Source organism: Pseudomonas sp. LBUM1668, assembly GCF_059695715.1.
The window spans coordinates 4,376,397-4,400,975 of the sequence record NZ_CP166787.1 but is presented as its reverse complement, the minus strand read 5'-3'; the positions used below and the strand labels follow the sequence as shown (position 1 = coordinate 4,400,975).

21 protein-coding genes are annotated in these 24,579 nt (G+C 58.7%); 13 read left to right on the top strand and 8 right to left on the bottom strand.

Going from position 1 to position 24,579, the window contains the following annotated elements:
- Positions 1–42: 42 nt before the first annotated feature.
- Positions 43–369, bottom strand: coding sequence for a flagellar biosynthesis anti-sigma factor FlgM (flgM, locus tag ACA061_RS19845; protein WP_042560523.1), 327 nt, complete (start codon positions 367–369; stop codon positions 43–45).
- Between the two features lie 161 nt (positions 370–530).
- Positions 531–1,292 (bottom strand): flagellar basal body P-ring formation chaperone FlgA, encoded by a 762-nt coding sequence (flgA, locus tag ACA061_RS19840; protein WP_210554072.1) that lies wholly within the window; start codon positions 1,290–1,292, stop codon positions 531–533.
- Between the two features lie 81 nt (positions 1,293–1,373).
- On the opposite strand from flgA, the gene ACA061_RS19835 reads away from it, so the two are divergent.
- From ACA061_RS19835 to flgE, 6 genes are all read left to right on the top strand, one after another.
- Complete coding sequence (locus ACA061_RS19835) at positions 1,374–2,306, top strand: chemotaxis protein CheV (protein ID WP_150604264.1); 933 nt, start codon at positions 1,374–1,376, stop codon at positions 2,304–2,306.
- A gap of 46 nt (positions 2,307–2,352) precedes the next feature.
- Positions 2,353–3,180: a protein-glutamate O-methyltransferase CheR gene (gene cheR, locus ACA061_RS19830; protein WP_150604263.1), complete on the top strand. Its 828-nt coding sequence runs from the start codon at positions 2,353–2,355 to the stop codon at positions 3,178–3,180.
- Between the two features lie 368 nt (positions 3,181–3,548).
- On the top strand, positions 3,549–3,959 hold the full coding sequence (gene flgB, locus ACA061_RS19825; protein WP_150616072.1) for a flagellar basal body rod protein FlgB: 411 nt from the start codon (positions 3,549–3,551) through the stop codon (positions 3,957–3,959).
- A gap of 3 nt (positions 3,960–3,962) precedes the next feature.
- A complete protein-coding gene (gene flgC / locus ACA061_RS19820) occupies positions 3,963–4,406 on the top strand; it encodes a flagellar basal body rod protein FlgC (protein ID WP_042560519.1) in 444 nt (147 codons plus the stop codon).
- A 15-nt stretch (positions 4,407–4,421) separates the two neighbouring features.
- Positions 4,422–5,147, top strand: a complete 726-nt coding sequence (gene flgD, locus ACA061_RS19815) for a flagellar hook assembly protein FlgD (RefSeq protein WP_150616071.1) — start codon at positions 4,422–4,424, stop codon at positions 5,145–5,147.
- Positions 5,148–5,177: 30 nt separating this feature from the next.
- Positions 5,178–6,512, top strand: coding sequence for a flagellar hook protein FlgE (gene flgE / locus ACA061_RS19810; RefSeq protein ID WP_210554071.1), 1,335 nt, complete (start codon positions 5,178–5,180; stop codon positions 6,510–6,512).
- A 476-nt stretch (positions 6,513–6,988) separates the two neighbouring features.
- Here flgE and ACA061_RS19805 read toward each other — a convergent pair whose 3' ends face one another.
- The gene (locus ACA061_RS19805) at positions 6,989–9,883 is read right to left on the bottom strand and encodes a ribonucleoside-diphosphate reductase subunit alpha (RefSeq protein ID WP_497299892.1); all 2,895 of its coding nucleotides are present in this window, start codon (positions 9,881–9,883) and stop codon (positions 6,989–6,991) included.
- An 851-nt stretch (positions 9,884–10,734) separates the two neighbouring features.
- On the opposite strand from ACA061_RS19805, the gene ACA061_RS19800 reads away from it, so the two are divergent.
- The gene (locus tag ACA061_RS19800) at positions 10,735–11,457 is read left to right on the top strand and encodes a response regulator (protein WP_150597780.1); all 723 of its coding nucleotides are present in this window, start codon (positions 10,735–10,737) and stop codon (positions 11,455–11,457) included.
- Positions 11,454–13,064: an ATP-binding protein gene (locus ACA061_RS19795; protein ID WP_150616068.1), complete on the top strand. Its 1,611-nt coding sequence runs from the start codon at positions 11,454–11,456 to the stop codon at positions 13,062–13,064. The genes ACA061_RS19800 and ACA061_RS19795 overlap by 4 nt, the downstream gene beginning before the upstream one ends.
- Before the next feature lie 117 nt (positions 13,065–13,181).
- Here ACA061_RS19795 and ACA061_RS19790 read toward each other — a convergent pair whose 3' ends face one another.
- Positions 13,182–13,907 carry a 4'-phosphopantetheinyl transferase family protein gene (locus tag ACA061_RS19790; protein ID WP_497299891.1) on the bottom strand — a complete coding sequence of 242 codons (726 nt, stop codon included), beginning with the start codon at positions 13,905–13,907 and terminating at the stop codon, positions 13,182–13,184.
- 147 nt (positions 13,908–14,054) lie between these two features.
- Entirely contained in the window at positions 14,055–14,846 is a 792-nt protein-coding gene (locus ACA061_RS19785) for a dienelactone hydrolase family protein (protein ID WP_497299890.1), read from the bottom strand.
- A gap of 142 nt (positions 14,847–14,988) precedes the next feature.
- On the opposite strand from ACA061_RS19785, the gene ACA061_RS19780 reads away from it, so the two are divergent.
- The 3 genes from ACA061_RS19780 to ACA061_RS19770 all read left to right on the top strand — a co-directional run bounded on the left by ACA061_RS19780 (position 14,989) and on the right by ACA061_RS19770 (position 17,765).
- A complete protein-coding gene (locus ACA061_RS19780) occupies positions 14,989–15,594 on the top strand; it encodes a porin family protein (RefSeq protein ID WP_150604253.1) in 606 nt (201 codons plus the stop codon).
- Positions 15,595–15,744: 150 nt separating this feature from the next.
- Positions 15,745–16,422, top strand: a complete 678-nt coding sequence (locus ACA061_RS19775; RefSeq protein WP_042560510.1) for a response regulator transcription factor — start codon at positions 15,745–15,747, stop codon at positions 16,420–16,422.
- Positions 16,419–17,765, top strand: a complete 1,347-nt coding sequence (locus ACA061_RS19770) for an ATP-binding protein (RefSeq protein ID WP_497299889.1) — start codon at positions 16,419–16,421, stop codon at positions 17,763–17,765. Before ACA061_RS19775 ends, ACA061_RS19770 begins: the two co-directional genes overlap by 4 nt.
- Before the next feature lie 520 nt (positions 17,766–18,285).
- Here ACA061_RS19770 and ACA061_RS19765 read toward each other — a convergent pair.
- Positions 18,286–19,350 carry a S8 family peptidase gene (locus ACA061_RS19765; RefSeq protein WP_497299888.1) on the bottom strand — a complete coding sequence of 355 codons (1,065 nt, stop codon included), beginning with the start codon at positions 19,348–19,350 and terminating at the stop codon, positions 18,286–18,288.
- A 332-nt stretch (positions 19,351–19,682) separates the two neighbouring features.
- A complete protein-coding gene (locus ACA061_RS19760; protein WP_497299887.1) occupies positions 19,683–20,681 on the bottom strand; it encodes an AraC family transcriptional regulator in 999 nt (332 codons plus the stop codon).
- Between the two features lie 349 nt (positions 20,682–21,030).
- Between ACA061_RS19760 and ACA061_RS19755 the strand changes: the two genes are divergently transcribed.
- Together ACA061_RS19755 and ACA061_RS19750 are read left to right on the top strand one after the other, a co-directional pair.
- On the top strand, positions 21,031–22,365 hold the full coding sequence (locus ACA061_RS19755) for a dicarboxylate/amino acid:cation symporter (RefSeq protein ID WP_497299886.1): 1,335 nt from the start codon (positions 21,031–21,033) through the stop codon (positions 22,363–22,365).
- A gap of 260 nt (positions 22,366–22,625) precedes the next feature.
- Positions 22,626–23,807, top strand: coding sequence for a CaiB/BaiF CoA transferase family protein (locus tag ACA061_RS19750; protein ID WP_497299885.1), 1,182 nt, complete (start codon positions 22,626–22,628; stop codon positions 23,805–23,807).
- 134 nt (positions 23,808–23,941) lie between these two features.
- Here the strand turns inward: ACA061_RS19750 and ACA061_RS19745 are convergent, their stop codons facing one another.
- Entirely contained in the window at positions 23,942–24,436 is a 495-nt protein-coding gene (locus tag ACA061_RS19745; protein WP_047302662.1) for a SprT family zinc-dependent metalloprotease, read from the bottom strand.
- Positions 24,437–24,579 lie beyond the last annotated feature (143 nt).

Genomic DNA, 24,579 nt, shown 5'->3' with positions numbered 1-24,579 from the left:
CCTTGGGTTTTAAGCGTCCAAAAGCCTGGCGCAGGCGAAGGCCTAGCGCTGGGCTTCGAAGTTGAGCAGTTTGCTGGCTACACGGTTGCTGTCGACTTTATAGCTGCCATCGGCAATCGCGGCTTTCAACTCGGCCACACGGGCTTTGTCGACAGCAGGTTGATCGCGCAGCTTGTCAGTGACCTTCTGCAACTGTTGAGCCTCATTGCTGAGGTGTACCGATTCCCCGCTTTTAGCGGTACTGGCCGATTCGGCCGGGGTATTCAGCGGCGCTGAGGTGCCGTTTTCGGCGGTTTCCTTGGCGTTGCTGGTACGCGTACTGCCCGTAAGTGACGAGGAGCTGTTCAAACGGCTGAAATCGATGACCATGATAAAAACCTCTGGGAATTTGGACGCTTGCCATGTTTTCGGCTATCCCCTGGAAAACTTTAGGCCCATTTGCGAATGAGTCTGCATGCGCCGGCGCGTGTCCTGCTGCGGCACAGTTTAGGGAAGCGACGGGGTCCGCGCCAGTTTTCTCACGAGGGCTTCTACATGGCGACTTCCACTTGGCCCGGCGCGACGACTTGCGCCTTGATGACCCGTTGCGAGTTGAGGTTTTTCACCCGGATCTGTTCCCTCAGGCCGCCGTTGGCCAAGGCTTCGCCGGGCATGCGCACGGCCATCGTCCCGCTGCGGGCGGTGATGACCACTTGATCGCCTTTGCGCACAACTTCCGCCTGTTCCAGATGCACCAGGGTAATGACCTGATCGGCTACCGTTGGTCGGGTTAATTTCTGCCCGATCGCGTCGTCTACCGACGTCAAAAAACCCTGGTTGATTGTGCTGACATCGCGCTCGCGCAAAACCACATCCTGAGGCTCGATAATCCCGGCGCGCTTGAGGGGGCGGGTAGTGGTCACAATCTCGCGAAACAGGCGGACTTGAGCGGGTACGAACACGGTCCAGGGGGAGGCGCCCTCACAGCGAACCTTGACCGTTACCCGGCCCAAAGGACGTGCCGGACTCTCCAGTGAGGCTGTCAATTCCTTGTCGCACATGGGCATGCGCATGCGGGGGTCGAGCTGGTTCACTTCGATTTCGTAGCGGCCTTCCGTTTGACTGGTTGCCAGATAGTCTTCTACGGTGAACTCAAGAAAGCCCTGTGTGACGCCGATAAGCATGTCAGGCAGGGTAACCGCATCAGCAATGGCAGGGCTGCCAGCGAAACAGCAATAAATGGCGGACACCGCGCAAAGCCCTCTGCGGAGGGAAGATGTCAGGCGTCGGAAAAATGTCGTTTGAGCGTTCATACGAGTTAAAAAGCAAGCGCCGTGCCGTTTAGCAATGAATGTGCGTCGCAACAACACTTGGCGTTGGTTTAGGAGTCTGGCATGGCTGGTGTAATGGATTCGGTGAACCAGCGCACGCAACTGGTAGGGCAGAATCGCCTGGAGCTGTTGTTGTTCCGTCTTGACGGTCAGCAACTCTACGGGATCAACGTGTTCAAGGTTCGGGAAGTGCTGCAATGCCCGTCGCTGACGTTGATGCCCAAGTCCAGTCCTGTCGTGTGCGGGGTGGCAAGTATTCGGGGGGCGACCATTCCGATCCTTGATCTGGCAATGGCGACCGGCTCAGGTGCGTTGAAAGACAAGAACAACCCGTTCGTGATCATCACGGAGTACAACACCAAGACCCAGGGTTTCCTGGTCCGCTCGGTGGAGCGCATCGTCAACATGAACTGGGAAGAGATTCATCCGCCGCCCAAGGGCACGGGTCGCGATCATTATCTGACCGCTGTGACTCGGGTGGACAATCAGTTAGTCGAAATCATCGACGTCGAGAAAGTGCTGGCGGAAGTCGCACCGACGCCGGAAGCGATTTCGGTCGGCGTGGTCGATGTCGAGACCCAGACCAAAGCGTTGTCGCTGCGGGTGCTGACAGTCGATGACTCGTCGGTGGCACGCAAGCAGGTCTCGCGGTGTCTGCAGACGGTTGGCGTGGAAGTCGTGGCGTTGAACGACGGCAAGCAGGCGCTGGATTACCTGCGCAAGCTGGTCGACGAGGGCAAGAAGCCGGAAGAAGAGTTCCTGATGATGATCTCCGACATCGAGATGCCGGAGATGGACGGGTACACCCTGACGGCGGAAATCCGCAGCGACCCACGCATGCAAAAGCTTCATATCATCCTGCATACTTCGTTGTCGGGAGTGTTCAATCAGGCGATGGTCAAGAAAGTCGGTGCCGATGACTTTCTGGCCAAATTCCGTCCTGATGACCTGGCATCCCGGGTAGTCGACCGGATCAAAGCAGCAGATATCAGCTAGGGGCCTTCTGCCCCTGGCGGTCAACACGATTTAAGAGGCGGCATCATTGTCTACGGGTAATTTGGATTTCGAACAGTTCCGGGTGTTCCTGGAAAAAGCCTGTGGCATTTTGCTCGGTGAAAACAAGCAATACCTGGTCTCGAGCCGTCTCAACAAACTGATGGAAGTGCAAGGCATCAAGTCCCTGGGTGAGCTGGTTCAGCGCATCCAGACCCAGCCGCGCAGCGGTTTGCGCGAGCAGGTGGTCGATGCCATGACGACCAACGAAACCCTGTGGTTTCGTGACACCTATCCGTTTGAAGTCTTGAAGAACAAGGTGCTGCCCGAAGCCATCAAGGCCGCTCCCAACCAGCGTCTGCGGATCTGGTCGGCGGCGTGTTCCTCGGGTCAGGAACCGTACTCGCTGTCGATGTCGATCGACGAGTTCGAGCGCAGCAATCTCGGCCAGTTGAAGATGGGCGTGCAGATCGTTGCCACGGATCTGTCTGGTCTCATGTTGAACAACTGCAAGACCGGCGAGTACGACAGCCTGGCAATCGGTCGTGGCTTGTCGCCTGATCGCTTGCAACGTTACTTCGACCCGAAAGGGCCGGGTCGCTGGGCCGTCAAGGCGCCGATCAAGAACCGGGTGGAATTCCGCTCGTTCAACTTGCTCGACAGCTATGCAGCGCTGGGCAAGTTCGACATCGTGTTCTGCCGCAACGTGTTGATCTACTTCTCGGCTGAAGTGAAGAAAGACATTCTGTTGCGCATCCACAGCACGTTGAAGCCGGGCGGTTATCTGTTCCTCGGTGCTTCCGAAGCGCTGAACGGTTTGCCGGACCATTACCAGATGGTTCAGTGCAGCCCGGGGATCATTTACCAGGCGAAGTAACTGACATCGGCGTCACAAGAACGGGAGTCCTCAGGGGCTCCCGTTTTTTTGTGCCGAATAATCTCCCAGGCGCCAATTCCCTGTAGGAGCTGCCGAAGGCTGCGATCTTTTGATCTTGTTTCTAAAAAACAAAGTCAAAAGATCGCAGCCTTCGGCAGCTCCTACAGATTGAGACCAGTTCCGGGGTATTCGGTAAAGGCAGGGGCAAGCGGCAGAAAAGCGGCATCTGGCGGAAAGCGGTTGCCGCTTTTCTGGCATTGCCGCATTGCCGATAGCCCACAAGGCCCCGGTTTACGGGTGTTTCTTGCATTGGCACGCCACTTGCTAAAGCTCAGTTACGAAAAACCGGTCACCTGAAGGTTCCCGACATGAGCATCAGCTTCGATAAAGCGCTCGGCATTCACGAAAAGGCTCTGGGCTTCCGCGCCCAGCGCGCTGAAGTGCTGGCCAATAACATCACCAACGCCGATACCCCGAACTACAAGGCTCGGGATCTGGACTTCTCCAAAGTGCTGGAAGCACAGACCGAGAAAACCAAAAGCGGTGGCCACTTCGCCCTGAACATGACCAACAGCCGTCACATCGAAGCTGAAGGTTTGGGCAATGGTGACGAATCGTTGCTGTATCGCACGCCGATGCAACCGTCGATCGACCAGAACACTGTTGACGCCCAGATTGAGCAGTCCAACTACGCGGAAAACGCCGTGGGCTTCCAGGCCAGCTTCACCCTGCTCAACAGCAAATTCAAAGGGCTGGTTTCAGCCCTGCGCGGAGAGTAATCCATGTCCCTGTCCAGCGTTTTCAACATTGCCGGCAGCGGCATGAGCGCACAAACCACGCGTCTGAACACCGTGGCATCGAACATCGCCAACGCCGAAACCGTCTCGTCGAGCATCGACCAGACCTACCGTGCCCGTCACCCGGTATTCGCCACCATGTTCCAGGGCGGCCAGAGCGGCGGCAGCAACTCGCTGTTCCAGAACCAGGACGCTGCTGGTCAAGGTGTGCAGGTGCTCGGCGTGGTCGAAGACCAGAGCAACCTCGAAGCGCGCTACGAGCCGAACCATCCGGCTGCCGATGGCAAGGGCTACGTCTACTACCCGAACGTCAACGTGGTGGAAGAGATGGCTGACATGATCTCCGCGAGCCGGTCCTTCCAGACCAACGCCGAAATGATGAACACCGCCAAAACCATGATGCAGAAGGTACTGACCCTCGGTCAGTAATAAGGGGCGACTGTCATGAGCGTTACCGATACCACCAGCGGCCTCAGCATGAACGACATCCTGGCGAACTCTTCGAAGAGCACCAGTTCGACCACTGGTGGCATTGCTTCGGCCACCAACAGCGCCACCGGCGGTCAAGCCCTGGGCAAGGATGCGTTCCTGCAGCTGCTGGTCACCCAGCTGAAAAACCAGAACCCGCTCGATCCGCAGGACAACAGCGCATTCGTTGCGCAGTTGGCGCAGTTCAGCAGCCTGGAAGGCATTACCACGCTCAACAGCACCGTTAGCGGGCTGGCCGGCAACTACAACTCGTCGCAAGCGTTGCAGGCGTCGTCTCTGGTTGGCCGCAACGTGATTGTGCAGACCAATACCGCACAGCTCGACGACCCGACCAAAGGCATGACTGGTTCGGTAACCGTGCCATCGTCCATCGCGGAAGGCACCGTGACGATCACCGACAAGGACGGCAAAACGGTTCGCACCATCGACCTGGGTAGCCGCGCCGCTGGCGCCGCCAGTTTCACGTGGGATGGCAAGGACACCAGCGGCACCGTGGTGCCCGTCGGTACTTACACCTTCAAGGCCAACGCACCGATCAACGGCGCCGCGACGGACCTGGCAACTTACCTGCCGGCCACCGTCAACAGCGTGACGATCAGCCAGACCGGCGGCGAGCTGATGCTCAACCTGGCCGGCAAGGGCAGCGTCGCCCTGTCCAAAGTACAAACCATTGGTATATAGAGCCGACTAACCGGCACAAAGGAGTGGAATATGTCTTTCAATATCGGCCTTAGCGGTCTCTATGCAGCCAACAAACAACTGGACGTGACCGGCAACAACATCGCCAACGTCGCGACTGCCGGTTTCAAATCTTCCCGTGCAGAGTTTGAAGACGTCTACTCGGCGACCAAACTGGGCACCGGCAGCAAGGTCATCGGTAACGGTGTGCGCCTGGCCAACGTTTCGCAGCAGTTCACCCAGGGTGACATCAGCAACACCGGCAACGTGTTGGACATGGGCATCAACGGCTCGGGTTTCTTCACCATGAGCAATAACGGCTCGATCTCCTATACCCGTGCCGGTACATTCAAGGTCGACGACGCCGGTTTCATCACCAACACCGATTACACCTCGCGCCTGCAAGGTTACGGCGTGGATGCCAACGGCAAGGTTATCAACGGTGTGTTGACCGACCTGAAAATCGACACCTCGAACCTGGCACCGAAGTCGACTTCGGCCGTGGGATCGAGCATCAACCTGAACTCTTCGTCCCCCGTGATCGTTGATACTGGCGCCAACGCCGTCATATTCGATCCGTCCAAGGTCGAGACCTACACCAAGTCGTTCAGCACCCCGATCTATGATACGCAGGGCAACAAACACGACATGGATCAGTATGTGGTGAAGACGGGCGAAAACACCTGGAAGGTATACACGTTGGTTGACGGTCGTAACCCGGATGCAACGGGTAGCGATCCAAAAACCACTCCGCCAGTGGCATCGACCCTGACCTTTGACTCTGCAGGCAAGTTGACTCAGGTCAGCACACCAAACCCGGCAGATCCAGCCGATCCGATCATCAGCAGCGACCTGACGCTGAAAAGCTGGAGGCCGGGCACGGTGACCAACGGTGTCTTTACGCCCAACGGCGCAGCTGCCAACCCGGCTGGTGTGACCATTTCGATGGCCAAGACTACCCAGTACAACGCGGACAACTCGCGTACGATTCCGACTCAGGATGGTTACGCCACTGGCCAGATCACAAACCTGACCATCGACGGCACTGGTACTCTGTTCGCCAACTTCAGCAACAATCAGAACAAGGCCATCGGCCAGGTTGCGCTGGCCAGCTTCACCAACGAGCAGGGTCTGCAGGCTGTTGGTGGTACTAGCTGGAAAGAAACCTTTGCTTCGGGTATCCCGGGTTACGACGCTCCGGAAACCGGTACTCTGGGTTCCATTCAGTCCAACTCTCTGGAAGAGTCGAACGTTAACCTGACCAATGAGCTGGTTGATCTGATCAAGGGTCAATCGAACTATCAGGCGAACGCGAAAACGATTTCGACTCAGAGCACGATTATGCAGACCATTATTCAGATGGCTTGATTCTGGGTATTGGCTGTACAGGGAGCCCCTCTTTTTGAGGGGCTTTTTTGTGGATGGCGTTTTTGGGGGCGGGGGGATATCCGTTGTTGCGGTGATCGCTGCTTAAGGTTGCGCCCTGACGTCGGGGCCACTTTGGCAAGCGCCGGAGTGCCGGCCCAGTCCAAAGTAACCAAAGGTCTGTGCCCTCACGTTCGGCCATCTCCCGAGGAGGAGGGAGCGGACTTGTGGGCTATTCAGAGCTTGAACTCGACTCGGTACTCACCTCGGTATATCTCTCCCAATCACCGCGGTCAGTCCCCTCTCCCTCCGGGAGAGGGTTAGGGTGAGGGGCTTTTGATCTTTCGCCCCTTCGGCAAGCCGAGCGAAGGCGATGCCCCAACCCCAAAAAACAAAACCCCCGACAAACCAAAAGTCTGTCGGGGGTTTTCTTTTGCCTGGAAGTATCAGGCGTTTCGCAACGCCTGATTCAGCTCAGCTTATTGGCAAGCTTCGCAATCCGGCTCGTCAATCGCGCAAGCCTTCGGCACTGGAGCAGGACCGGCAGGAGCCGCCAGGACCGAATCATCACCGTGGTTGCCGCCGCTGGAAACAGCGTTCAGCTTGCCGGTGTTGATGGTCGACTTCTCGGTGCTGGTCGCGGCCAGGGCACGGAGGTAGTAAGTGGTTTTCAGACCACGGTACCAAGCCATGCGGTAGGTGACGTCCAGCTTCTTGCCCGATGCGCCGGCGATGTACAGGTTCAGCGACTGGGCCTGGTCGATCCACTTCTGACGACGGCTGGCCGCGTCAACGATCCACTTGGTGTCCACTTCGAACGCAGTTGCGTAGAGCTCTTTGAGCTCTTGCGGGATGCGCTCGATCTGCTGAACCGAACCGTCGTAGTACTTCAGGTCGTTGATCATGACCGAGTCCCACAGACCGCGCGCCTTGAGGTCGCGAACCAGGTACGGGTTGATCACGGTGAATTCGCCCGACAGGTTCGATTTCACATACAGGTTCTGGTAGGTCGGTTCGATCGACTGCGATACGCCAGTGATGTTGGCGATGGTTGCGGTCGGTGCGATGGCCATGATGTTGGAGTTACGAATGCCTTTCTGTACACGGGCGCGAACCGGTGCCCAGTCCAGGGATTCGTTCAGGTCAACGTCGATGTACTTCTGGCCACGTTGTTCGATCAGGATCTGTTGCGAATCCAGCGGCAGAATGCCTTTGGACCACAGCGAACCCTGGAACGTCTCGTAAGCGCCGCGCTCGTCAGCCAGGTCGCAAGAGGCCTGGATGGCGTAGTAGCTGACCGCTTCCATCGACTTGTCGGCGAACTCGACGGCAGCGTCGGAGCCGTAGGCGATGTGCTGCAGGTACAAAGCGTCCTGGAAGCCCATGATGCCCAGACCCACCGGACGGTGGCGGAAGTTGGAGTTCTTCGCCTGCGGTACCGAGTAGTAGTTGATGTCGATCACGTTATCGAGCATGCGCACGGCGGTGTTCACGGTGCGTTGCAGTTTAACGGTGTCCAGCTTGCCGTCGACGATGTGGTTCGGCAGGTTGATCGAGCCCAGGTTGCAGACCGCGATCTCGTCCTTGTTGGTGTTCAAGGTGATCTCGGTGCACAGGTTCGAGCTGTGAACCACGCCGACGTGCTGCTGCGGGCTACGCAGGTTGCACGGGTCTTTGAAGGTCAGCCATGGGTGGCCGGTTTCGAAGAGCATGGACAGCATTTTGCGCCACAGGTCTTTGGCCTGGATGGTCTTGAACAGCTTGATCTTGCCTGGGTACTGGGACAGCGCTTCGTAGTACTCGTAACGCTCTTCGAAAGCCTTGCCGGTCAGGTCGTGCAGATCCGGTACTTCGGATGGCGAGAACAGGGTCCACGGGCCGTCATCGAAGACGCGCTTCATGAACAGGTCAGGGATCCAGTTGGCAGTGTTCATGTCGTGGGTACGACGACGATCATCACCGGTGTTCTTGCGGAGTTCGATGAACTCCTCGATGTCCATGTGCCAGGTTTCCAGGTAAGCACACACAGCGCCTTTGCGCTTGCCACCCTGGTTAACGGCTACAGCGGTGTCGTTCACGACTTTGAGGAACGGAACCACGCCTTGCGACTTGCCGTTGGTACCTTTGATGTACGAACCCAGCGCACGGACCGGGGTCCAGTCGTTGCCCAGGCCGCCAGCAAATTTCGACAACATGGCGTTGTCGTGAATCGCGTGGTAAATGCCCGACAGGTCATCCGGCACGGTGGTCAGGTAGCAGCTCGACAGCTGAGGACGCAGGGTACCGGCGTTGAACAGGGTCGGAGTCGAAGCCATGTAGTCGAACGAGGACAGCAGGTTGTAGAACTCGATCGCACGGTCTTCTTTGTTCTTCTCTTCGATCGCCAGGCCCATGGCCACGCGCATGAAGAAGATCTGCGGCAGTTCGAAACGCACGCCATCCTTGTGGATGAAGTAACGGTCGTACAGGGTCTGCAGGCCCAGATAGGTGAATTGCTGATCGCGCTCGTGGTTGATCGCCTTGCCCAGTTTTTCCAGGTCGAAGGTGGCCAGCACAGGGTTCAGCAGTTCGAACTCGATACCTTTGGCGATGTAAGCCGGCAGGGCCTTGGCGTACAGGTCGGCCATTTCGTGGTGAGTGGCGCTCTCGGTCACTTCCAGGAAGTTCAGGCCTTCGGCACGCAGGGTGTCCATCAGCAGGCGGGCGGTCACGAACGAGTAGTTCGGCTCGCGCTCGACCAGCGTACGTGCGGTCATCACCAGAGCGGTGTTGACGTCGGTCAGGGCCACGCCGTCGTACAGGTTTTTCAGGGTTTCGCGCTGGATCAGGTCGCCGTCGACTTCAGCCAGGCCTTCGCAGGCTTCGGTGACGATGGTGTTCAGGCGACCCATGTCCAGCGGCGCCAGGCTGCCGTCGGCACGGGTGATGCGGATCGACGGATGCGCGTTGACGGCTTCTTCGGCCGGGGCGTGGGCAGCGCGTTCTTTCGAACGACCGTCGCGGTAGATCACGTAGTCGCGAGCGACTTTCTGCTCACCGGCACGCATCAGGGCCAGTTCAACCTGGTCCTGGATTTCTTCGATGTGGATGGTGCCGCCCGAAGGCATGCGACGCTTGAAGGTCGCGGTGACCTGTTCGGTCAGGCGGGCAACGGTGTCGTGGATTCGCGACGAAGCGGCAGCGGTGCCGCCCTCAACTGCGAGAAACGCTTTGGTGATAGCGACGGTGATCTTGTCATCGGTGTAAGGAACGACAGTGCCATTACGCTTGATCACGCGCAGTTGACCAGGCGCGGTGGCTGCCAGATCCGAATTCGAATCGGCGGCCTGCGGCAAGGTGCCCTGCGGGTTCTCGCGAGTTGTGTCGGTTTGCATGAGGGATTGTCTCCACATTCTCTATGTTTGTTTGGGCACCATCATGGTGCTCACCGTTCTGTCCCGAAGCACTACAACCGACGAGAGTCGGCATTCACAACTTCGGAGCAGTAGGAAAAAGGCTACGACGCCGCATCCTTGCCGAAGTTTTTGGTTGCGAGCACATGCTCGAACCGGATTCCTTTCAGGTGACAGTTATGACTGCAACACCCATACCGTTTTGCCCGTTCGGAGCTATAAAAACGGTGCCATCCGCGAGTGCGGTCTGGTCTTCGAAAAACTTGCTGTGTTCAAGCTGAAACTGGCCATAAATCGCTTGAGTTTCAGCTCTGAAATGTGGTTGGGCTTTTTAGGTGAAAACCCTACATGTAGGGTCTCTGTTTTCGCCGTGCTACAAGATAATGCGTTTTAAGGGGGGTTGCAACGTACGGGCTGTGGATAAACCTGTGCGTAAATTGTGTAAGAAACCTGGAATTCCCGTGTAGGCCGCGAACCTGCTGACCTAGACCGTTTGTCACTGTTTTTCCGCCGACAAAATCGCTTCAGCGGTTTTTTAAGGGCGCGAACCCTATCACAAAAGCTGACCTTGTCCGAACGCATTTACCGACTTGTGTTCTGGCTGTACGCCGTTTATACAATCGGCTCACGCGCAGGCATTCTTATCCTCCAAAAACATGACAAATGAACGGGATGATCGTGGATATTCCACATGCTTTTGTAGGAGCTGCCGAAGGCTGCGATCTTTTGATTGTAAAAAACCAGATCAAAACAGCGCAGCGTGCTGCAGCTCCTGCAGAGTCTGATTCGAAGCCATCCCTTCTATTAATAAAAACAGCAAGCAGAGGTCACCGGTGGAGCAACAAGCCTTTCAGATATTGATAGTCGAGGATGATCAACGTCTGGCCGAACTCACTCGGGACTACCTGCAAGCCAATGGATTGCGCGTGGAAATCGAAGGCAACGGCGCGCTGGCGGCGGCGCGGATCATCACCGAGCAGCCGGATCTGGTGATCCTCGATCTGATGCTCCCCGGTGAAGATGGCCTGACTATCTGCCGCAAGGTGCGCGACCGTTATGACGGGCCCATCCTGATGCTGACCGCGCGCACCGACGATGCCGACCAGATCCAGGGGCTCGACCTCGGCGCCGACGATTACGTGTGCAAACCGGTGCGTCCGCGACTGCTGCTGGCACGCATTCAGGCATTGCTGCGACGCAGTGACACACCCGAGCCGAGCGCGGAAAAAAGCCGTCGCCTGCAATTCGGCCCGCTGGTGGTGGACAACGCCTTGCGCGAGGCCTGGCTGAGCGACAACGGCATCGAGCTGACCAGCGCCGAATTCGACCTGCTCTGGCTGCTGGTGTCCAACGCCGGGCGCATCCTGTCGCGGGAGGAAATCTTCACTGCGCTGCGTGGCATCGGTTACGACGGCCAGGACCGTTCGATCGATGTGCGTATCTCGCGCATCCGCCCGAAAATCGGCGATGACCCCGATCACCCGCGCCTGATCAAGACCATCCGCAGCAAAGGCTATCTGTTTGTCCCTGAAGCCTGCGTGGACCTGACGCTGTGAATTCGATCTTTCTGCGCATCTACGGCGGCATGTGCGCAGCGCTGATTCTGGTGGCGGTGCTCGGTGTGCTGGCGCTGCACCTGCTCAATCAGGTGCGCAGCGAACAATATCGCGAGCGTCTGGCCCATGGCACGTTCTCGCTGATGGCCGACAACCTGCAACCGATGAACGAAACCGAGCGCCATCGTGCGCTGCTGGTGTGGGAGCGACTGCTGGGGATTCCGCTGGCGCTGAAGAAATTTGCCGAAACCGATCTCGATCTGTCTCAGCGCGCCCGGGTGCAGCGCGGTCTGGCGCTGGTCGAGCAGACCGGGCCGCACGCGGCGAAGGTCTATCGACTGGTCAGCGACAAGGAACAACTCGTCCTCACCGGCGAGGTGCAGCAGATCAGCGAGCAACTGGCCCGGGCGACGATTTACCTGCTGGCTGATGAGTTGGTGCGCGTGCCAGTGGCCGAGCAACCGAAACGGCTGGCGCAGATAAAGAAAGACAAGGGTTTTGGTTTTGACCTGCGGCTGGTCACGATCAATGACGCCGACATGGACGAAGACCAGAGCCGGCGCGTGTCCGAGGGCGATACGGTGATGGCGCTGGGCAAGGGCGGCGATTCGATCCGTGTCTTTGCCGGCATGGTCGGCACGCCATGGGTGCTGGAAATCGGCCCGTTGTATCAGATGAATCCGTATCCGCCGGAGTGGCTGGTGCTGATCGCCGCGCTCGGTCTGAGTTTGATCGGCCTCATTGTTTATTTATTGGTGCGTCAGTTGGAGCGGCGTTTGCGCGGTCTCGAAGCAGCGGCCACGCGCATCGCCAAGGGCAGCCTGGAAACCCGCGTGCCGGCGCGCGGTGCCGACTCGGTCGGGCGACTGGCTTCGGCGTTCAATGGCATGGCCGAGCACTTGCAGCAATTGCTGGCGATCCAGCGTGAACTGGTGCGCGCGGTGTCTCACGAATTGCGCACGCCGGTGGCGCGCCTGCGTTTCGGCCTGGAGATGATCGGCTCGGCGACCACCCCGCAAGCACTGGAAAAGTACCGGGAGGGCATGGATCACGACATCGAGGACCTCGATAAGCTGGTCGACGAAATGCTCACTTACGCGCGGCTGGAGCAGGGTTCGCCGGCGCTGACGTTTCAGCGCATTGACCTCGATGCACTGGTCAATCAGGTGATCGAAGAGCTGGCGCCGTTGCGCGCCGAGGTCACGGTGCAGCGTGGGTTGTGCCTGTCGGCTGCCGACAATGATGATGCCTGGGTCGAGGCTGAGCCTCGGTATCTGCACCGCGCCCTGCAGAATCTGGTGGGTAACGCGATGCGCCACGCGCACTCGAAGGTCACGGTGAGTTATCAGGTCGGGCAATTGCGTTGTCGGGTCGACATCGAAGATGACGGGCCGGGTGTGCCGGAGGTGGCGTGGGAGCGGATATTTACGCCATTCCTTCGTCTGGATGACAGTCGCACTCGGGCGTCAGGCGGGCATGGTTTGGGGTTATCGATTGTGCGGCGGATCATCCACTGGCATGACGGCCGGGCGATCATTGGCAAGAGCAAGAGCCTGGGTGGGGCTTGCTTTAGCCTGAGTTGGCCGCGCAACCAGGAACGGCGCTGATTCCGGTGGCGGCAGTGCTGGTCCCATCGCGAGCAGGCTCACTCCTACATTTGGAATGCGTTTCCCTTGTAGGAGTGAGCCTGCTCGCGATAGGGCCTATTCAGGCAACGCAAAGGTTCAGGCAGGAATGCTGACCAGGCTCAATAACTGTCCATCCTGCACCCCGAACTGGGCATCCAGCTCTGTTCCGTTGCGCCACTCGCCCGACAAATCGGTCAACAAACGCAACCGGACCGATCCCGCCTCGGTCCACTCCAGCACTTCGGCGTGCTCGAAGTAAAAGCGCTTCTGCACGATCGGATAGAGCGCCTTGAACAAACTTTCTTTCACCGAAAACGTCAGTGTCACCCACAGGGCCAATTGATCCGGCGACGCTGCAGCCATGCGCTGCATTTCCGGCGCGGTCAGAATTTCTCCGGCCAGGCGCTCGGCGCGTTCGCGGTTGAGCAAATTTTCCAGGTCCATGCCCAAACCGCGCCAATGCTGCTTGTTGGCGACAATCGCCGCCGCGCGGCCGGTGCTGTGGGTGATCGAGCCGCAGATGTGCGCCGGCCACACCGGCGCGCGATCCTCGCCAATGGGCGGAACCACGCCGCTGCCCTGAAGTTGCTGCAATGCCGCGCGGGCACAGATGCGCCCGGCGAGAAACTCCGCCTGCCGCTTGGCCACCGAACGCTGAATACTCGGCGGCGGCTCGATGGCGCTGCGCTGGAAGTCATCGCCAAGCAGCTGTGACGGATCGAAATGCGTGCTGAGCAGCACCGTGTCGGGCAACACCGTCGGCAACGGCCAGTGGGCGTCGAGCTGGGTGCAACAGGCGGGGAGGGTTGGAGTTGGATTCATGGCGGGCATTTTGCCGGTTAGCACAAGAGCTGGGTAGTGCATATCAATGTAGGAGCTGCCGAAGGCTGCGATCTTTTGATCTTGTTTTTTTGCAATCAAAGTCAAAAGATCGCAGCCTTCGGCAGCTCCTACAGGGGGGGGATGCGATCAGTTGAAGATCTTCTTGAAGAACGCTTTCATGTCCGCCCAGGATTTTTCGTCGGCGGCCTTGTTGTAGCCGATATCCGGGCCACCGTGCTCGCCATGACTCAAGCGATCAGCATCCGGATTGCTGAAGCCATGCTTGGCACCCTCCAGGCTGACAAACTTATAGTCAGCGCCAGCCTTGCCCATTTCCGCCTTGAACGCGGTAACGGCGTCAGGTGTGACCATGCTGTCGAGCGCGCCATGTTCCACCAGAACTTTCGCTTTCACACTGCCAGGCGTGGCCGGGGTTTTGGTTGCCAGTGCGCCGTGGAAACTCACCACGCCCGCCAACGGCACACCCTGACGCGCCGCGTTCAACACCACCGCGCCGCCGAAACAGTAGCCGATGGCCGCAAGTTTGCTGACGTCGGTCTGCGGTTGTTTCTTCAGCAAATCCAACCCTGCTTCGAAACGTTTGCTGGCGGCCGCCGCGTCTGCAGTCGCTGCCTGCATGAACGCCATCGCATCTTTCGGGTGCTCGGTGTTCTTGCCTTCGCCGTACATATCGATCGCCAGCGCGCTGTAGCCGAGTTCGGCCAGATCCCGCGCGCGGCGCTTGGCGTAATCGTTCAGGCCCCACCATTCATGCACCACGACAATCCCCGGGCGCTTGCCCTTGATGGCGTCGTCGTAGGCGTAGTAACCGATCAGCTTCGTGCCGTCGGCGCTCTGGTAGGGGATTTCTTCAGTCTTGATCGCAGCCTGGGTGAGGCTGCTGACGGCCAGTAACGTGAGGGCGAGGAACAGGCGCATGGTCGGTCTCCTTATTGATAAGTGGTCAAAACAGCCTAGTCGATTTGGTTCAGGTCAGGTTCAGAGAGCGTTCAGGGGCGGTACAGGGGAGGGTCAGTAACCTTGCGCCATACCCAAACAGCACTGTGAAAGAGGAAATACCATGACTCGTTTAAACAAACTGCTGCTGGCATTTACTGTAATGAGCGCCAGCATCGCGGCCCATGCCGACACCACTTCCAACTTCGCTGGCCTGACTTTCGGCCAGACGAGCGACAAGATCAAAAAGTCCCACGCACTGAACGATAACCTTGATCACCCGAACGCCACCGGCGCGATCGACGGCAACAACACCTACGGCGTGCGCGTCGGTCAGCAAAACTCGCAAGGTCGCTACTACGCCACCTACGACAATGTGTCCGGTTCGCACAATGGCATTAAACTGCGTCAGGAAAACCTGCTGGGCAGCTACGATCTGTTCTACCCGGTGGGCAGCAGCACCAAACTGTTCGGCGGCGCAACGGCGGGTCTGACCAAGCTGACTCAGGAATCCCCAGGCTTTAGCCGTGACAGCGACATCGGTTATGCAGTCGGCGGCCAGTTCGGTGTGATGCAGCAAGTTTCGCAAAACACCTCGGTGGAACTCGGTTACCGTTACCTGCGCAGCAATGCCAGCACCGAGATGAGCGAACGCGGTGGCAGCAAGCAAGGCTCGCTGGACCTGACCAGCAGCGCGCAGACGTACTTGTCGGCCAACTACTTTTTCTAAGGAAGTTCGCCTTCTGCACCCTGTGGGAGCTAGCCTGCTGGCGATAGCGTCCTGACAGCCGATCATATTGTCGGCTGTCAAATCGCTATCGCCAGCAGGCTAGCTCCCACACAAGTTGTCTGGAGCATTTGATTTACCCGGGAGAGCGTCATGAAACTATTGGTCGTCGAAGATGAAGCGCTGTTGCGCCATCACCTGCAAACCCGCCTGACGGAGAGCGGCCACGTGGTCGAGTCCGTGGCCAATGCCGAAGAGGCGCTGTACCAGACCGGCCAGTTCAACTTTGATCTGGCGGTGATTGATCTCGGTCTGCCGGGCATGGGCGGTCTCGACCTGATTCGTCAGTTGCGTTCAGGCGGCAAGACCTTTCCGATCCTGATCCTCACCGCGCGCGGCAACTGGCAGGACAAGGTCGAAGGCCTCGCCGCCGGTGCCGATGATTACGTGGTCAAACCGTTCCAGTTCGAAGAGCTCGACGCGCGCCTGAATGCCTTGCTGCGCCGTTCCAGCGGCTTCACCCAGTCGACCATCGTTGCCGGCCCGCTGTTGCTTGATCTCAATCGCAAACAGGCGAGCCTCGATGAGCAACCGCTGGCGCTGACCGCCTACGAATACCGCATCCTCGAATACCTGATGCGCCATCACCAGCAAGTGGTGCCCAAGGATCGCTTGATGGAGCAGCTCTATCCGGACGACGACGAGCGCGATCCAAATGTGATCGAAGTGCTGGTCGGCCGCTTGCGCCGCAAACTCGAAGGCCCGGCCGGGTTCAAGCCGATCGACACCGTGCGTGGCCTCGGTTACCTGTTCAATGAGCGCTGCACTTGATTCGTTCCCTTCGCGTTCGGCTGATGCTCGCCGCCACCACGTTGGCGGTGTTGTTCATGCTCGCCTTGCTGCCAGCGATGCAGGGCGCATTCAGCCTTGCCTTGCAGGATTCGATCGAGCAACGCCTGGCCTCGGACGTCACCACGCTGATCTCTGCCGCGCGCGTTGAAAACGGGCGACTGATGATGCCGTCGCAGTTGCCCGATGAGCGTTTCAACCTCACCGACTTCCGTTTGCTCGGTTACATCTACGACCGTGAAGGGCATCTGGTGTGGCGCTCCAAAGCCACCCAGGAAGAACAGATCAACTACAAGCCGCGTTACGACGGACTCGGCAATGAGTTCGCGCGGATACGCGAAGCCAATGGTCAGGAGTTCTTCGTCTACGACGTTGAAGTCAAACTGCTCGGCGGCAAAAGTGCGGCGTTCAGCATCGTCGCCCTGCAACCGGTGCGCGAGTACGAAACCACCCTTCAAGGCCTGCGCGAAAACCTGTATCTGGGCTTCGGCGCAGCCTTGCTGGTGCTGCTGGCTTTGTTGTGGATCGGCCTGACCTGGGGCCTGAAAGCCTTGCGCCAACTCAGTCAGGAACTCGACGAAATCGAGACCGGCGCCCGCGAAAGTCTCACCGAACAACACCCGCGCGAACTGCTGCGTCTGACGGGTTCGCTTAACCGGTTGCTGCTTAGCGAACGGCAGCAGCGCAGCCGTTATCGCGACTCGCTGGATGATTTGGCGCACAGCCTGAAAACGCCGTTGGCGGTGTTGCAAGGCGTCAGTGAGGACATGGCTCAACGGCCTGAAGACGTCGATCAGGCCTGGGTTCTGCAGAGTCAGATTGAGCGCATGAGTCAGCAGATCAGTTATCAGTTGCAGCGGGCGAGTTTGCGCAAAAGTGGGCTGGTGCGGCATCAGGTGCGGTTGCGTCCGGTGTTGCAAAGTCTGTGCGATACGTTGGACAAGGTGTATCGCGACAAGCGTGTGCGGGTGGCGTTTGATTTGCCGGAGCATTGTTACGTGCCGATCGAGCAGGGCGCTTTGCTGGAGATGATGGGGAATTTGCTGGAGAACGCTTATCGGCTTTGTCTGGGTGAGGTGCGCATCAGTGTGCGGGAGAGCCTGACCGGGGTTGAGTTGTGTGTTGAGGATGATGGGCCGGGTGTGCCGGCGGATCAGCGGGCGCGGATTCTTGAGCGTGGTGAGCGGCTGGATCGGCAGCATCCGGGGCAGGGGATTGGGTTGGCGGTGGTGAAGGATATTATTGAGAGCTATAACGCGAAGTTGATGTTGGGGGATTCGCCGATGGGGGGGGCTGCGTTTCGGATTGTTTTTCCGGTGGTTTGAGTTGGGGTTTGGGGTTGGGTGTATATCCGTTGCTGCGGTGATGGCAGCTTAGGGTTCCGCCCTTACGGCGGGTCACTTTTGGCAAACGCCCCAAAAGTAACCAAAAGGTCTGTGCCCTGACGTTCGGCCCACTCGCTGGGGCTCGGGGTTCCTTCGCTCCGGGATCCATCCGGGGCATCGATTCCGGTTTGCTTCGCTGCACCTCCTTTCGATGTCTTCCCCGGATGAACCCCTCCGCTCAGCCTGCCGACGGGCCTTTAAGATCAACAGCTGCACTCGAGCTAACGTTCATTGTGTTGAGTGGGGTGGCTGGGCCACTTGCTTGGGGCGCCAATATAGCTGTGGGAGCTGGCTGACAGTCGGCGGTTTCTTGCGTGAACTCGGTTCAACTGTAGGAGCTGCCGGAGGCTGCGATCTTTTGATTCTGATCTTTGCGGTGCTTTTCTGGATGCGAGCACGGTTCGGTATACCGCGGGTGCGTACTTCCCCCTAACTCCTCCGTCAGTCCCTCAAAACTGCATCAATCAATGCTGGAGTCCGGCGCTTGGCGGGAGGCGGCTTCCAGATCCAGCAGTCCTTGTCCGTAGGCTTCGCTGTTGGCGTAGATGCCTGTCCGGTTGGCTGTGGCCAGCAGGTGTGCGCGGACTTGTTGTGGCGTGAGTTCGGGATAGCGACTTTGCAGCGCTGCCATGGCGCCACTGACCAGTGCTGCCGCGGGAGATGTGCCGGCAGTCTGGACGTATTTGCCATCCTTGTTGGTGGTCAACAGACCTTGGTCAGTACCTGAGTCGCCGCCCGGGACTGCGATGCACCAGGCCGCTGCCACGCCGCAGTAGTTGGATTTGGCATTGATGGCGCTGCCATCGTTTTTCAGTGCAACCACGGCGATCCAGCCTTTTTCAAGTTCTGGCAGGGCGAGTGGCAAGCCAGGTTCGGCCAAGGGTTCTCGTTTCAACTCGTTACCGGTCGGGAAGACGAATACCGCGCCGTCCTGAACCAGTTTTCGGGCGGTTGCCAGCGACTCCGGCATGACCTGCTTGTAGCGTGCTTCATTGATCTCGGTCGCCGGGATGGCATTCGCCCATGAGTTATTGAGGATCCGTGCGCCTTTGTCGAAACCGGCCTGCCAGGATTGGGCAATCTCGCTGTCGAAGAAAAACGGCTCGTTGTCGTCGCCGAATCGAAACGGGATTAGCTGTGCGTTGAACGCGACGCCGTGCATGCCCTGGTCGTCCTTGTTGGCGGCGAGAATGCCAGCCATCTGGGTGCCGTGACCGATTCGGTCAAAGGTGCCGGCGCGGTTTTCGACATGATCAAACCCCGGGTCACGCAGCCGTCCCTGAAACTCCGGCAAGTTGCTGTTCAATCCCGAGTCGATCAGTGCGACGGCCACGCCCTGACCGGTGCCGCCGCGGGCATAAAGGGCTGAAGCATGGACAATCGCCAAGCCTTTCTGGGCCTGATATTCCGGCGTCTCGAACGGCGTCGGATCTATCGAGGGCTGTACGGGGTTTGTCAGGCATCCGGTTAACAGGAGTGTCAGCGCAAGCGCGGGGATGAATGAAATATCGGGGATTTGAAGCATGATCGTTCCTTGATAAGGCTCCGTGCACAGCAGGCTTCCTGGTCTGTGCAAATGTCGCGGAGGAGGTTTTTTTGAAGCGAGAACCTTACCGGTGTGAAGCGATGAAGCGTCATGGAGGCAAAGTGCCCCGTCTGTTTCAAAGGATGGCGAATGGAAAAGTTCGAGTTATCCAAGCTTGAGGCGAGGGAGCGCAGCGTCCGGATTTACGTGCCTGCCCCGATTTTTATCGCCTGAATAAACGTTCAACGAAGGCGTTAAACCGACATCTTCAGACATGCTTTCAGGCTATGCATCGAGGCCTGTCATTACCTCTCCCAAATCCGTCAGCGTTTTCAATGCTCCTGCGCCCGATAAGCCCCGGGCGTTAACCCCGTCCACTTCTTGAACGCCCGATGAAACGCCGACGGTTCGGAAAAACCCAGCTGTTCAGCGATCTGTTGCAACGACAGATCCGCGCGGCCCAAATGGTAGATGGCGATATCCCGCCGCAGTTGATCTTTCAGCTCCTGAAAACTGGTGCCTTCCTCGCGCAAATGCCGGCGCAGGGTTTGCGGGCTGATGTGCAGGTGCGCGGCCACAGCGTCCAGGTCAGGCCAGCGTGCGCTGTCGCGGCTGAGCAAACGGCGCAGGCGGCTGCTCAGGCTGTCGCCGTCGTCGGGGCGTGACAGCAAATCAGCGGGGGAGCGTTCGAGGAAGTGTTTGAGGGTGCGTTCGTCCTGCAGCAACGGCATGTGCAGGTAGCGGCTGTGGAATACCAGGCTGGTCTGGTCTGCTGAAAACGCCAAAGGGCAGGGAAACAGCAGGTCGTACTCGGCGCCGTGGGCAGGTTTGGGATAGCTGAAGGTCACTTGCTCCAGGCGGATTCGCTGGCCGATCAGCCAACTGCCGAGACGATGCCAGATCACCAGCAGGCTTTCGCTGAGGAAGTGATCCGGGTCCCACCATTGCGCATCGTCGAGGCTCAGTCGCACCCATTCGTCTTCGCGGCTGAGGCTCAGGCGCGGGGCGTCGGGGAACAGGCTGTAAAACAGCAGGCCGCGTTGCAGAGCCTTTTCCAGATTGCGGCAGTGGATCGAGGCGTGGCACATCATGGCGAAGCTGCCGGGTTTGCTCGCTGCCTTGCCGAAACCCAGGTATTCGTCGTCCAGTGCCAGCCACAGGCTCTGGATCAAGCGGGTGAACTGTTCCGGGGCGATGCGCGCGCGGGGCTCTTCGAGCAGTTCGGGGCCGATGCCCAGTTGCAACAGCAGGCCCGAGTAATCGAACCCCAGACGGCGTGCGCCACCGAGGGCGGCACGGGCGAAATGACTGGCAATGGTGCGTTCGCGCATAAGCGGCAGATCCTTCCTCAGGCGCCGGATGGTAGCCGGAGGGTGGCACGTGCAACAAGGCGGATTTCCGCCAAATTGTAGGACGAGAGCTGGCGAGTTGGCGGATATCCGCCACACCTGAGTAACTGAATGGTGACGATAAAAACCTGTAACCCCTGATATCAAAAGGCTCACAGCCATATGCACCAATGTGGCACGACGATTGCGATACAAGTGACAGAAGCGTGCGTTCTGCTTGCCGCAAAGCGCCGTTCCAACAACAAATCCCTCCAGTGCAGGAGGGTTCGCAATTCAGGTTTCGCTGACGACAGATGGATGTTGCCACGCGGGACGCTTGAGGAAACTTGCAATGACGACTCGTCAGCCAATTTACAAATCCCTGTATTTCCAGGTGATCGTTGCCATCGCTATCGGCATTCTGCTTGGTCACTTCTATCCGCAGACCGGTGTGGCCCTCAAGCCGCTGGGTGACGGGTTCATCAAACTGATCAAAATGGTCATCGCCCCGATCATCTTCTGTACCGTTGTCAGCGGCATCGCCGGCATGCAGAACATGAAATCGGTGGGCAAGACCGGCGGCTACGCGCTGCTGTATTTTGAAGTCGTATCCACCATCGCTTTGCTGATCGGCCTGATCGTCGTCAACGTCGTGCAGCCGGGCGCCGGCATGCACATCGACGTGACCACTCTGGATGCCTCGAAAATCGCCACCTATGTGACGGCCAGTAAAGACCAGAGCATCGTCGGCTTCCTGCTCAACGTGATCCCGAACACCATCGTCGGCGCGTTTGCCACTGGCGACATCCTGCAAGTGCTGATGTTCTCGGTGATCTTCGGCTACGCCCTGCATCGCCTGGGTTCGTATGGTCGTCCGCTGCTGGACATGATTGATCGCTTCGCCCACGTGATGTTCAACATCATCAACATGATCATGAAACTGGCGCCGCTCGGTGCGTTCGGTGCCATGGCTTTCACCATCGGTGCTTACGGTGTCGGCTCGCTGGTGCAACTGGGCCAGTTGATGATCTGCTTCTATATCACCTGCGTGCTGTTTGTGTTGGTGGTGTTGGGTGGGATCTGCCGCGCGCACGGTTTCAGTGTTTTGAAACTGATTCGCTACATCCGCGAAGAGCTGCTGATCGTACTGGGCACTTCGTCCTCTGAATCGGCACTGCCGCGCATGCTGATCAAAATGGAACGTCTGGGTGCGAAGAAGTCGGTAGTCGGTCTGGTGATCCCGACCGGTTACTCGTTCAACCTCGACGGTACTTCGATCTACCTGACCATGGCCGCGGTGTTCATCGCTCAGGCGACCGACACCCACATGGACATCACCCACCAGATCACGCTGCTGCTGGTGCTGCTGTTGTCATCCAAAGGTGCGGCTGGCGTAACCGGTTCGGGCTTCATCGTGCTGGCGGCTACGCTGTCGGCGGTAGGTCACCTGCCGGTGGCCGGTCTGGCGCTGATCCTGGGTATCGACCGCTTCATGTCCGAAGCTCGCGCCCTGACCAACCTGGTTGGTAACGCTGTTGCGACTATCGTTGTCGCCAAGTGGGTGAAAGAGCTGGACACCGACGTGCTGCAAACCGAACTGGCTTCGGGCGGTCGCGGTATCGCTGATACCCGTCCTGAATTCGACCTGGGTGTGGCTGAAGGCCCAACCCCGATTAACGTCAAGTAAGAAAAGATCCCGCATCTGTTGATGCGGGATTGTGAGAGCCCTTGTGGTGGGGGATTTATCCCCGATGGTTCGCGCAGCGGCCCCCTTCTTGTCACTCTGAAGGGGACTGCTTCGCAGTCCATCGGGGATAAATCCCATCGTCACAGGGTTTTTTTATTGCCTGCGATTTGAGCGTAACGGTCACGGCTGGTGACACTTGCGGTGATTGCCGCATTGGTAATGCCTGCCTAGGCTGAAGGCATCGTCCAAGGAGTTCGCCCATGTCCGCACCGCTGGCCTCATTGAAGATTCTCGATTTCTCCACTCTGCTGCCGGGGCCGTTTGCCTCGCTGTTGCTGGCGGACATGGGCGCTGAGGTGTTGCGCATCGAATCGCCGACGCGCATGGACTTGCTGCGGGTCCTGCCGCCGCATGATCAGGGGCTGTCGGCCAGTCACGCTTATCTGAACCGCAACAAGCGCAGCCTCGCGCTGGACCTGAAACAGCCCGAAGCGCTGGAGCTGGTCAAGCAGTTGCTGGCCGATTACGACATCGTCCTCGAGCAGTTTCGCCCCGGCGTTATGGAGCGTCTGGGTCTGGGGTATGAGGCCCTGAAGGCGATCAACCCGAAGCTGATTTACGTATCGATCACCGGTTATGGGCAGACCGGCCCCTACAAGGACCGCGCCGGGCATGACATCAACTACCTGGCGCTGGCCGGGCTTGCCAGTTACACCGGCCGCGCCGACAGCGGGCCGTTGCCGCTGGGCATGCAAGTCGCTGACATCGCCGGTGGTTCGTTGCACGGGGTGATTGGTCTGCTCGCTGCAGTGATCGCCCGTCAACAAACCGGGCAGGGCACGCATCTGGACGTGAGCATGACCGATTGTGCATTCAGCCTGAATGCCATGGCCGGTGCCGGTTTTCTCGCCTGCGGCGCGGAGCCGGGCTGGGAAGACCAGATGCTCAATGGCGGCAGTTTTTATGATTATTACCGTTCACGGGATGGTCGCTGGATGTCGGTGGGCAGTCTGGAACCGGCATTCATGCAGCCATTGTGCGCGGCACTGGGGCGGCCGGAGTTGGCGGCGCAGGGCTTGTCGCCCAAGCCGGAGCATCAGCGGGCACTGAAGGAGGCATTGAAGGTCGAGTTTGAAAAGCATGACTTTGCCGAGCTGTGCGAGTTGTTTGCCGGGATCGATGCGTGTGTCGAGCCGGTGTTGAATCTCGGCGAAGCCGTGAAACATCCGCAATTACAGGCGCGGGAGTTGGTGACGCAAGTGCCACGCGGGGATGGTTCGACGCAGGCGCAGATGGCCTGTCCGCTGAAGTTTTCCCAAGGGTTGCCGGCGCCACGGCATGTCGGGGCGGGGTTGGGGCAGCATACGGATGAGGTGTTGGGAGAGTTGGGGTTGAGTCCTTCGAAAATTGAAGAGCTGCGCCGGGCCAAAGTCATTCTTTAGTGCCTGTTCTGGCTTCATCGCTGGCAAGCCAGCTCCCACAGGTTTCGGTGTCGTACACAGAATCTGTGGACACCTCGAACACTGTGGGAGCTGGCTTGCCAGCGATGGGGCCAGTCAGGGCAACACAACACTGACTATTCCACCCGCATCTCACCACTGAACACCAACGTGTTCCGGCATCGCCGGCACAGATACCGTCGCCCCTGCCGCACCAGGCTATGGCGCTGCGCCGAAAATGGAAAATCACTTTCCGCACACGGGCATTTGTAGATATAGCGGGTCACGCTGCGGCGTTTGATTGCATAAGTGTGGCAGCGATCCGGCGGCAGCTCGTAAACGCCGCGCATGATCAATTGCCACTCCTCGCCGTGGGGCTGGATGCGGTCACCGAACAGTTGATGGGCGATCAGGTGCGCCACTTCGTGGGCCACGGTTTGCTTGAGGAAGTGTTCTGCGTTTTCCCGGTAGAGCTGCGGGTTGAAGCGCAGCAGGTTCTCGTGCAGATGCGCGACACCGGCTTTTTGTCCGCGCAGCTTGAGACTCACCACGGGGCGTTGGAAATGACGTTTGAAAAAGGATTCAGCGAGTTGGTAACAGTCTTCGACGCGGGTATTGAGTTGCTCGGGCATGCTTGATGGATCTCCAGAGGCGTCAAGTATGCCGCAACCCTCAAGACTTGCGAATCGCCGAACCGCCGAATGGTCATCCTCCACACGAGAAGGCCGCCTTGCGGCGGCCTGTGTTGGCAGATCTTGTTTTTCTCGGGAAGTCA

What these genes read in the sequence shown, in the direction of transcription:
- flgB (WP_150616072.1), top strand. Translation starts at nt 3,549, where the DNA reads ATGAGCATCAGCTTCGATAAAGCGCTCGGCATTCACGAAAAGGCTCTG.
- flgM (WP_042560523.1), bottom strand. Translation starts at nt 369, where the DNA reads ATGGTCATCGATTTCAGCCGTTTGAACAGCTCCTCGTCACTTACGGGC.
- ACA061_RS19760 (WP_497299887.1), bottom strand. Translation starts at nt 20,681, where the DNA reads ATGCGCGAACGCACCATTGCCAGTCATTTCGCCCGTGCCGCCCTCGGT.
- ACA061_RS19835 (WP_150604264.1), top strand. Translation starts at nt 1,374, where the DNA reads ATGGCTGGTGTAATGGATTCGGTGAACCAGCGCACGCAACTGGTAGGG.
- ACA061_RS19755 (WP_497299886.1), top strand. Translation starts at nt 21,031, where the DNA reads ATGACGACTCGTCAGCCAATTTACAAATCCCTGTATTTCCAGGTGATC.
- flgC (WP_042560519.1), top strand. Translation starts at nt 3,963, where the DNA reads ATGTCCCTGTCCAGCGTTTTCAACATTGCCGGCAGCGGCATGAGCGCA.
- ACA061_RS19765 (WP_497299888.1), bottom strand. Translation starts at nt 19,350, where the DNA reads ATGCTTCAAATCCCCGATATTTCATTCATCCCCGCGCTTGCGCTGACA.
- flgA (WP_210554072.1), bottom strand. Translation starts at nt 1,292, where the DNA reads ATGAACGCTCAAACGACATTTTTCCGACGCCTGACATCTTCCCTCCGC.
- flgE (WP_210554071.1), top strand. Translation starts at nt 5,178, where the DNA reads ATGTCTTTCAATATCGGCCTTAGCGGTCTCTATGCAGCCAACAAACAA.
- ACA061_RS19750 (WP_497299885.1), top strand. Translation starts at nt 22,626, where the DNA reads ATGTCCGCACCGCTGGCCTCATTGAAGATTCTCGATTTCTCCACTCTG.
- ACA061_RS19745 (WP_047302662.1), bottom strand. Translation starts at nt 24,436, where the DNA reads ATGCCCGAGCAACTCAATACCCGCGTCGAAGACTGTTACCAACTCGCT.
- ACA061_RS19775 (WP_042560510.1), top strand. Translation starts at nt 15,745, where the DNA reads ATGAAACTATTGGTCGTCGAAGATGAAGCGCTGTTGCGCCATCACCTG.
- ACA061_RS19805 (WP_497299892.1), bottom strand. Translation starts at nt 9,883, where the DNA reads ATGCAAACCGACACAACTCGCGAGAACCCGCAGGGCACCTTGCCGCAG.
- ACA061_RS19780 (WP_150604253.1), top strand. Translation starts at nt 14,989, where the DNA reads ATGACTCGTTTAAACAAACTGCTGCTGGCATTTACTGTAATGAGCGCC.
- ACA061_RS19785 (WP_497299890.1), bottom strand. Translation starts at nt 14,846, where the DNA reads ATGCGCCTGTTCCTCGCCCTCACGTTACTGGCCGTCAGCAGCCTCACC.
- ACA061_RS19790 (WP_497299891.1), bottom strand. Translation starts at nt 13,907, where the DNA reads ATGAATCCAACTCCAACCCTCCCCGCCTGTTGCACCCAGCTCGACGCC.
- flgD (WP_150616071.1), top strand. Translation starts at nt 4,422, where the DNA reads ATGAGCGTTACCGATACCACCAGCGGCCTCAGCATGAACGACATCCTG.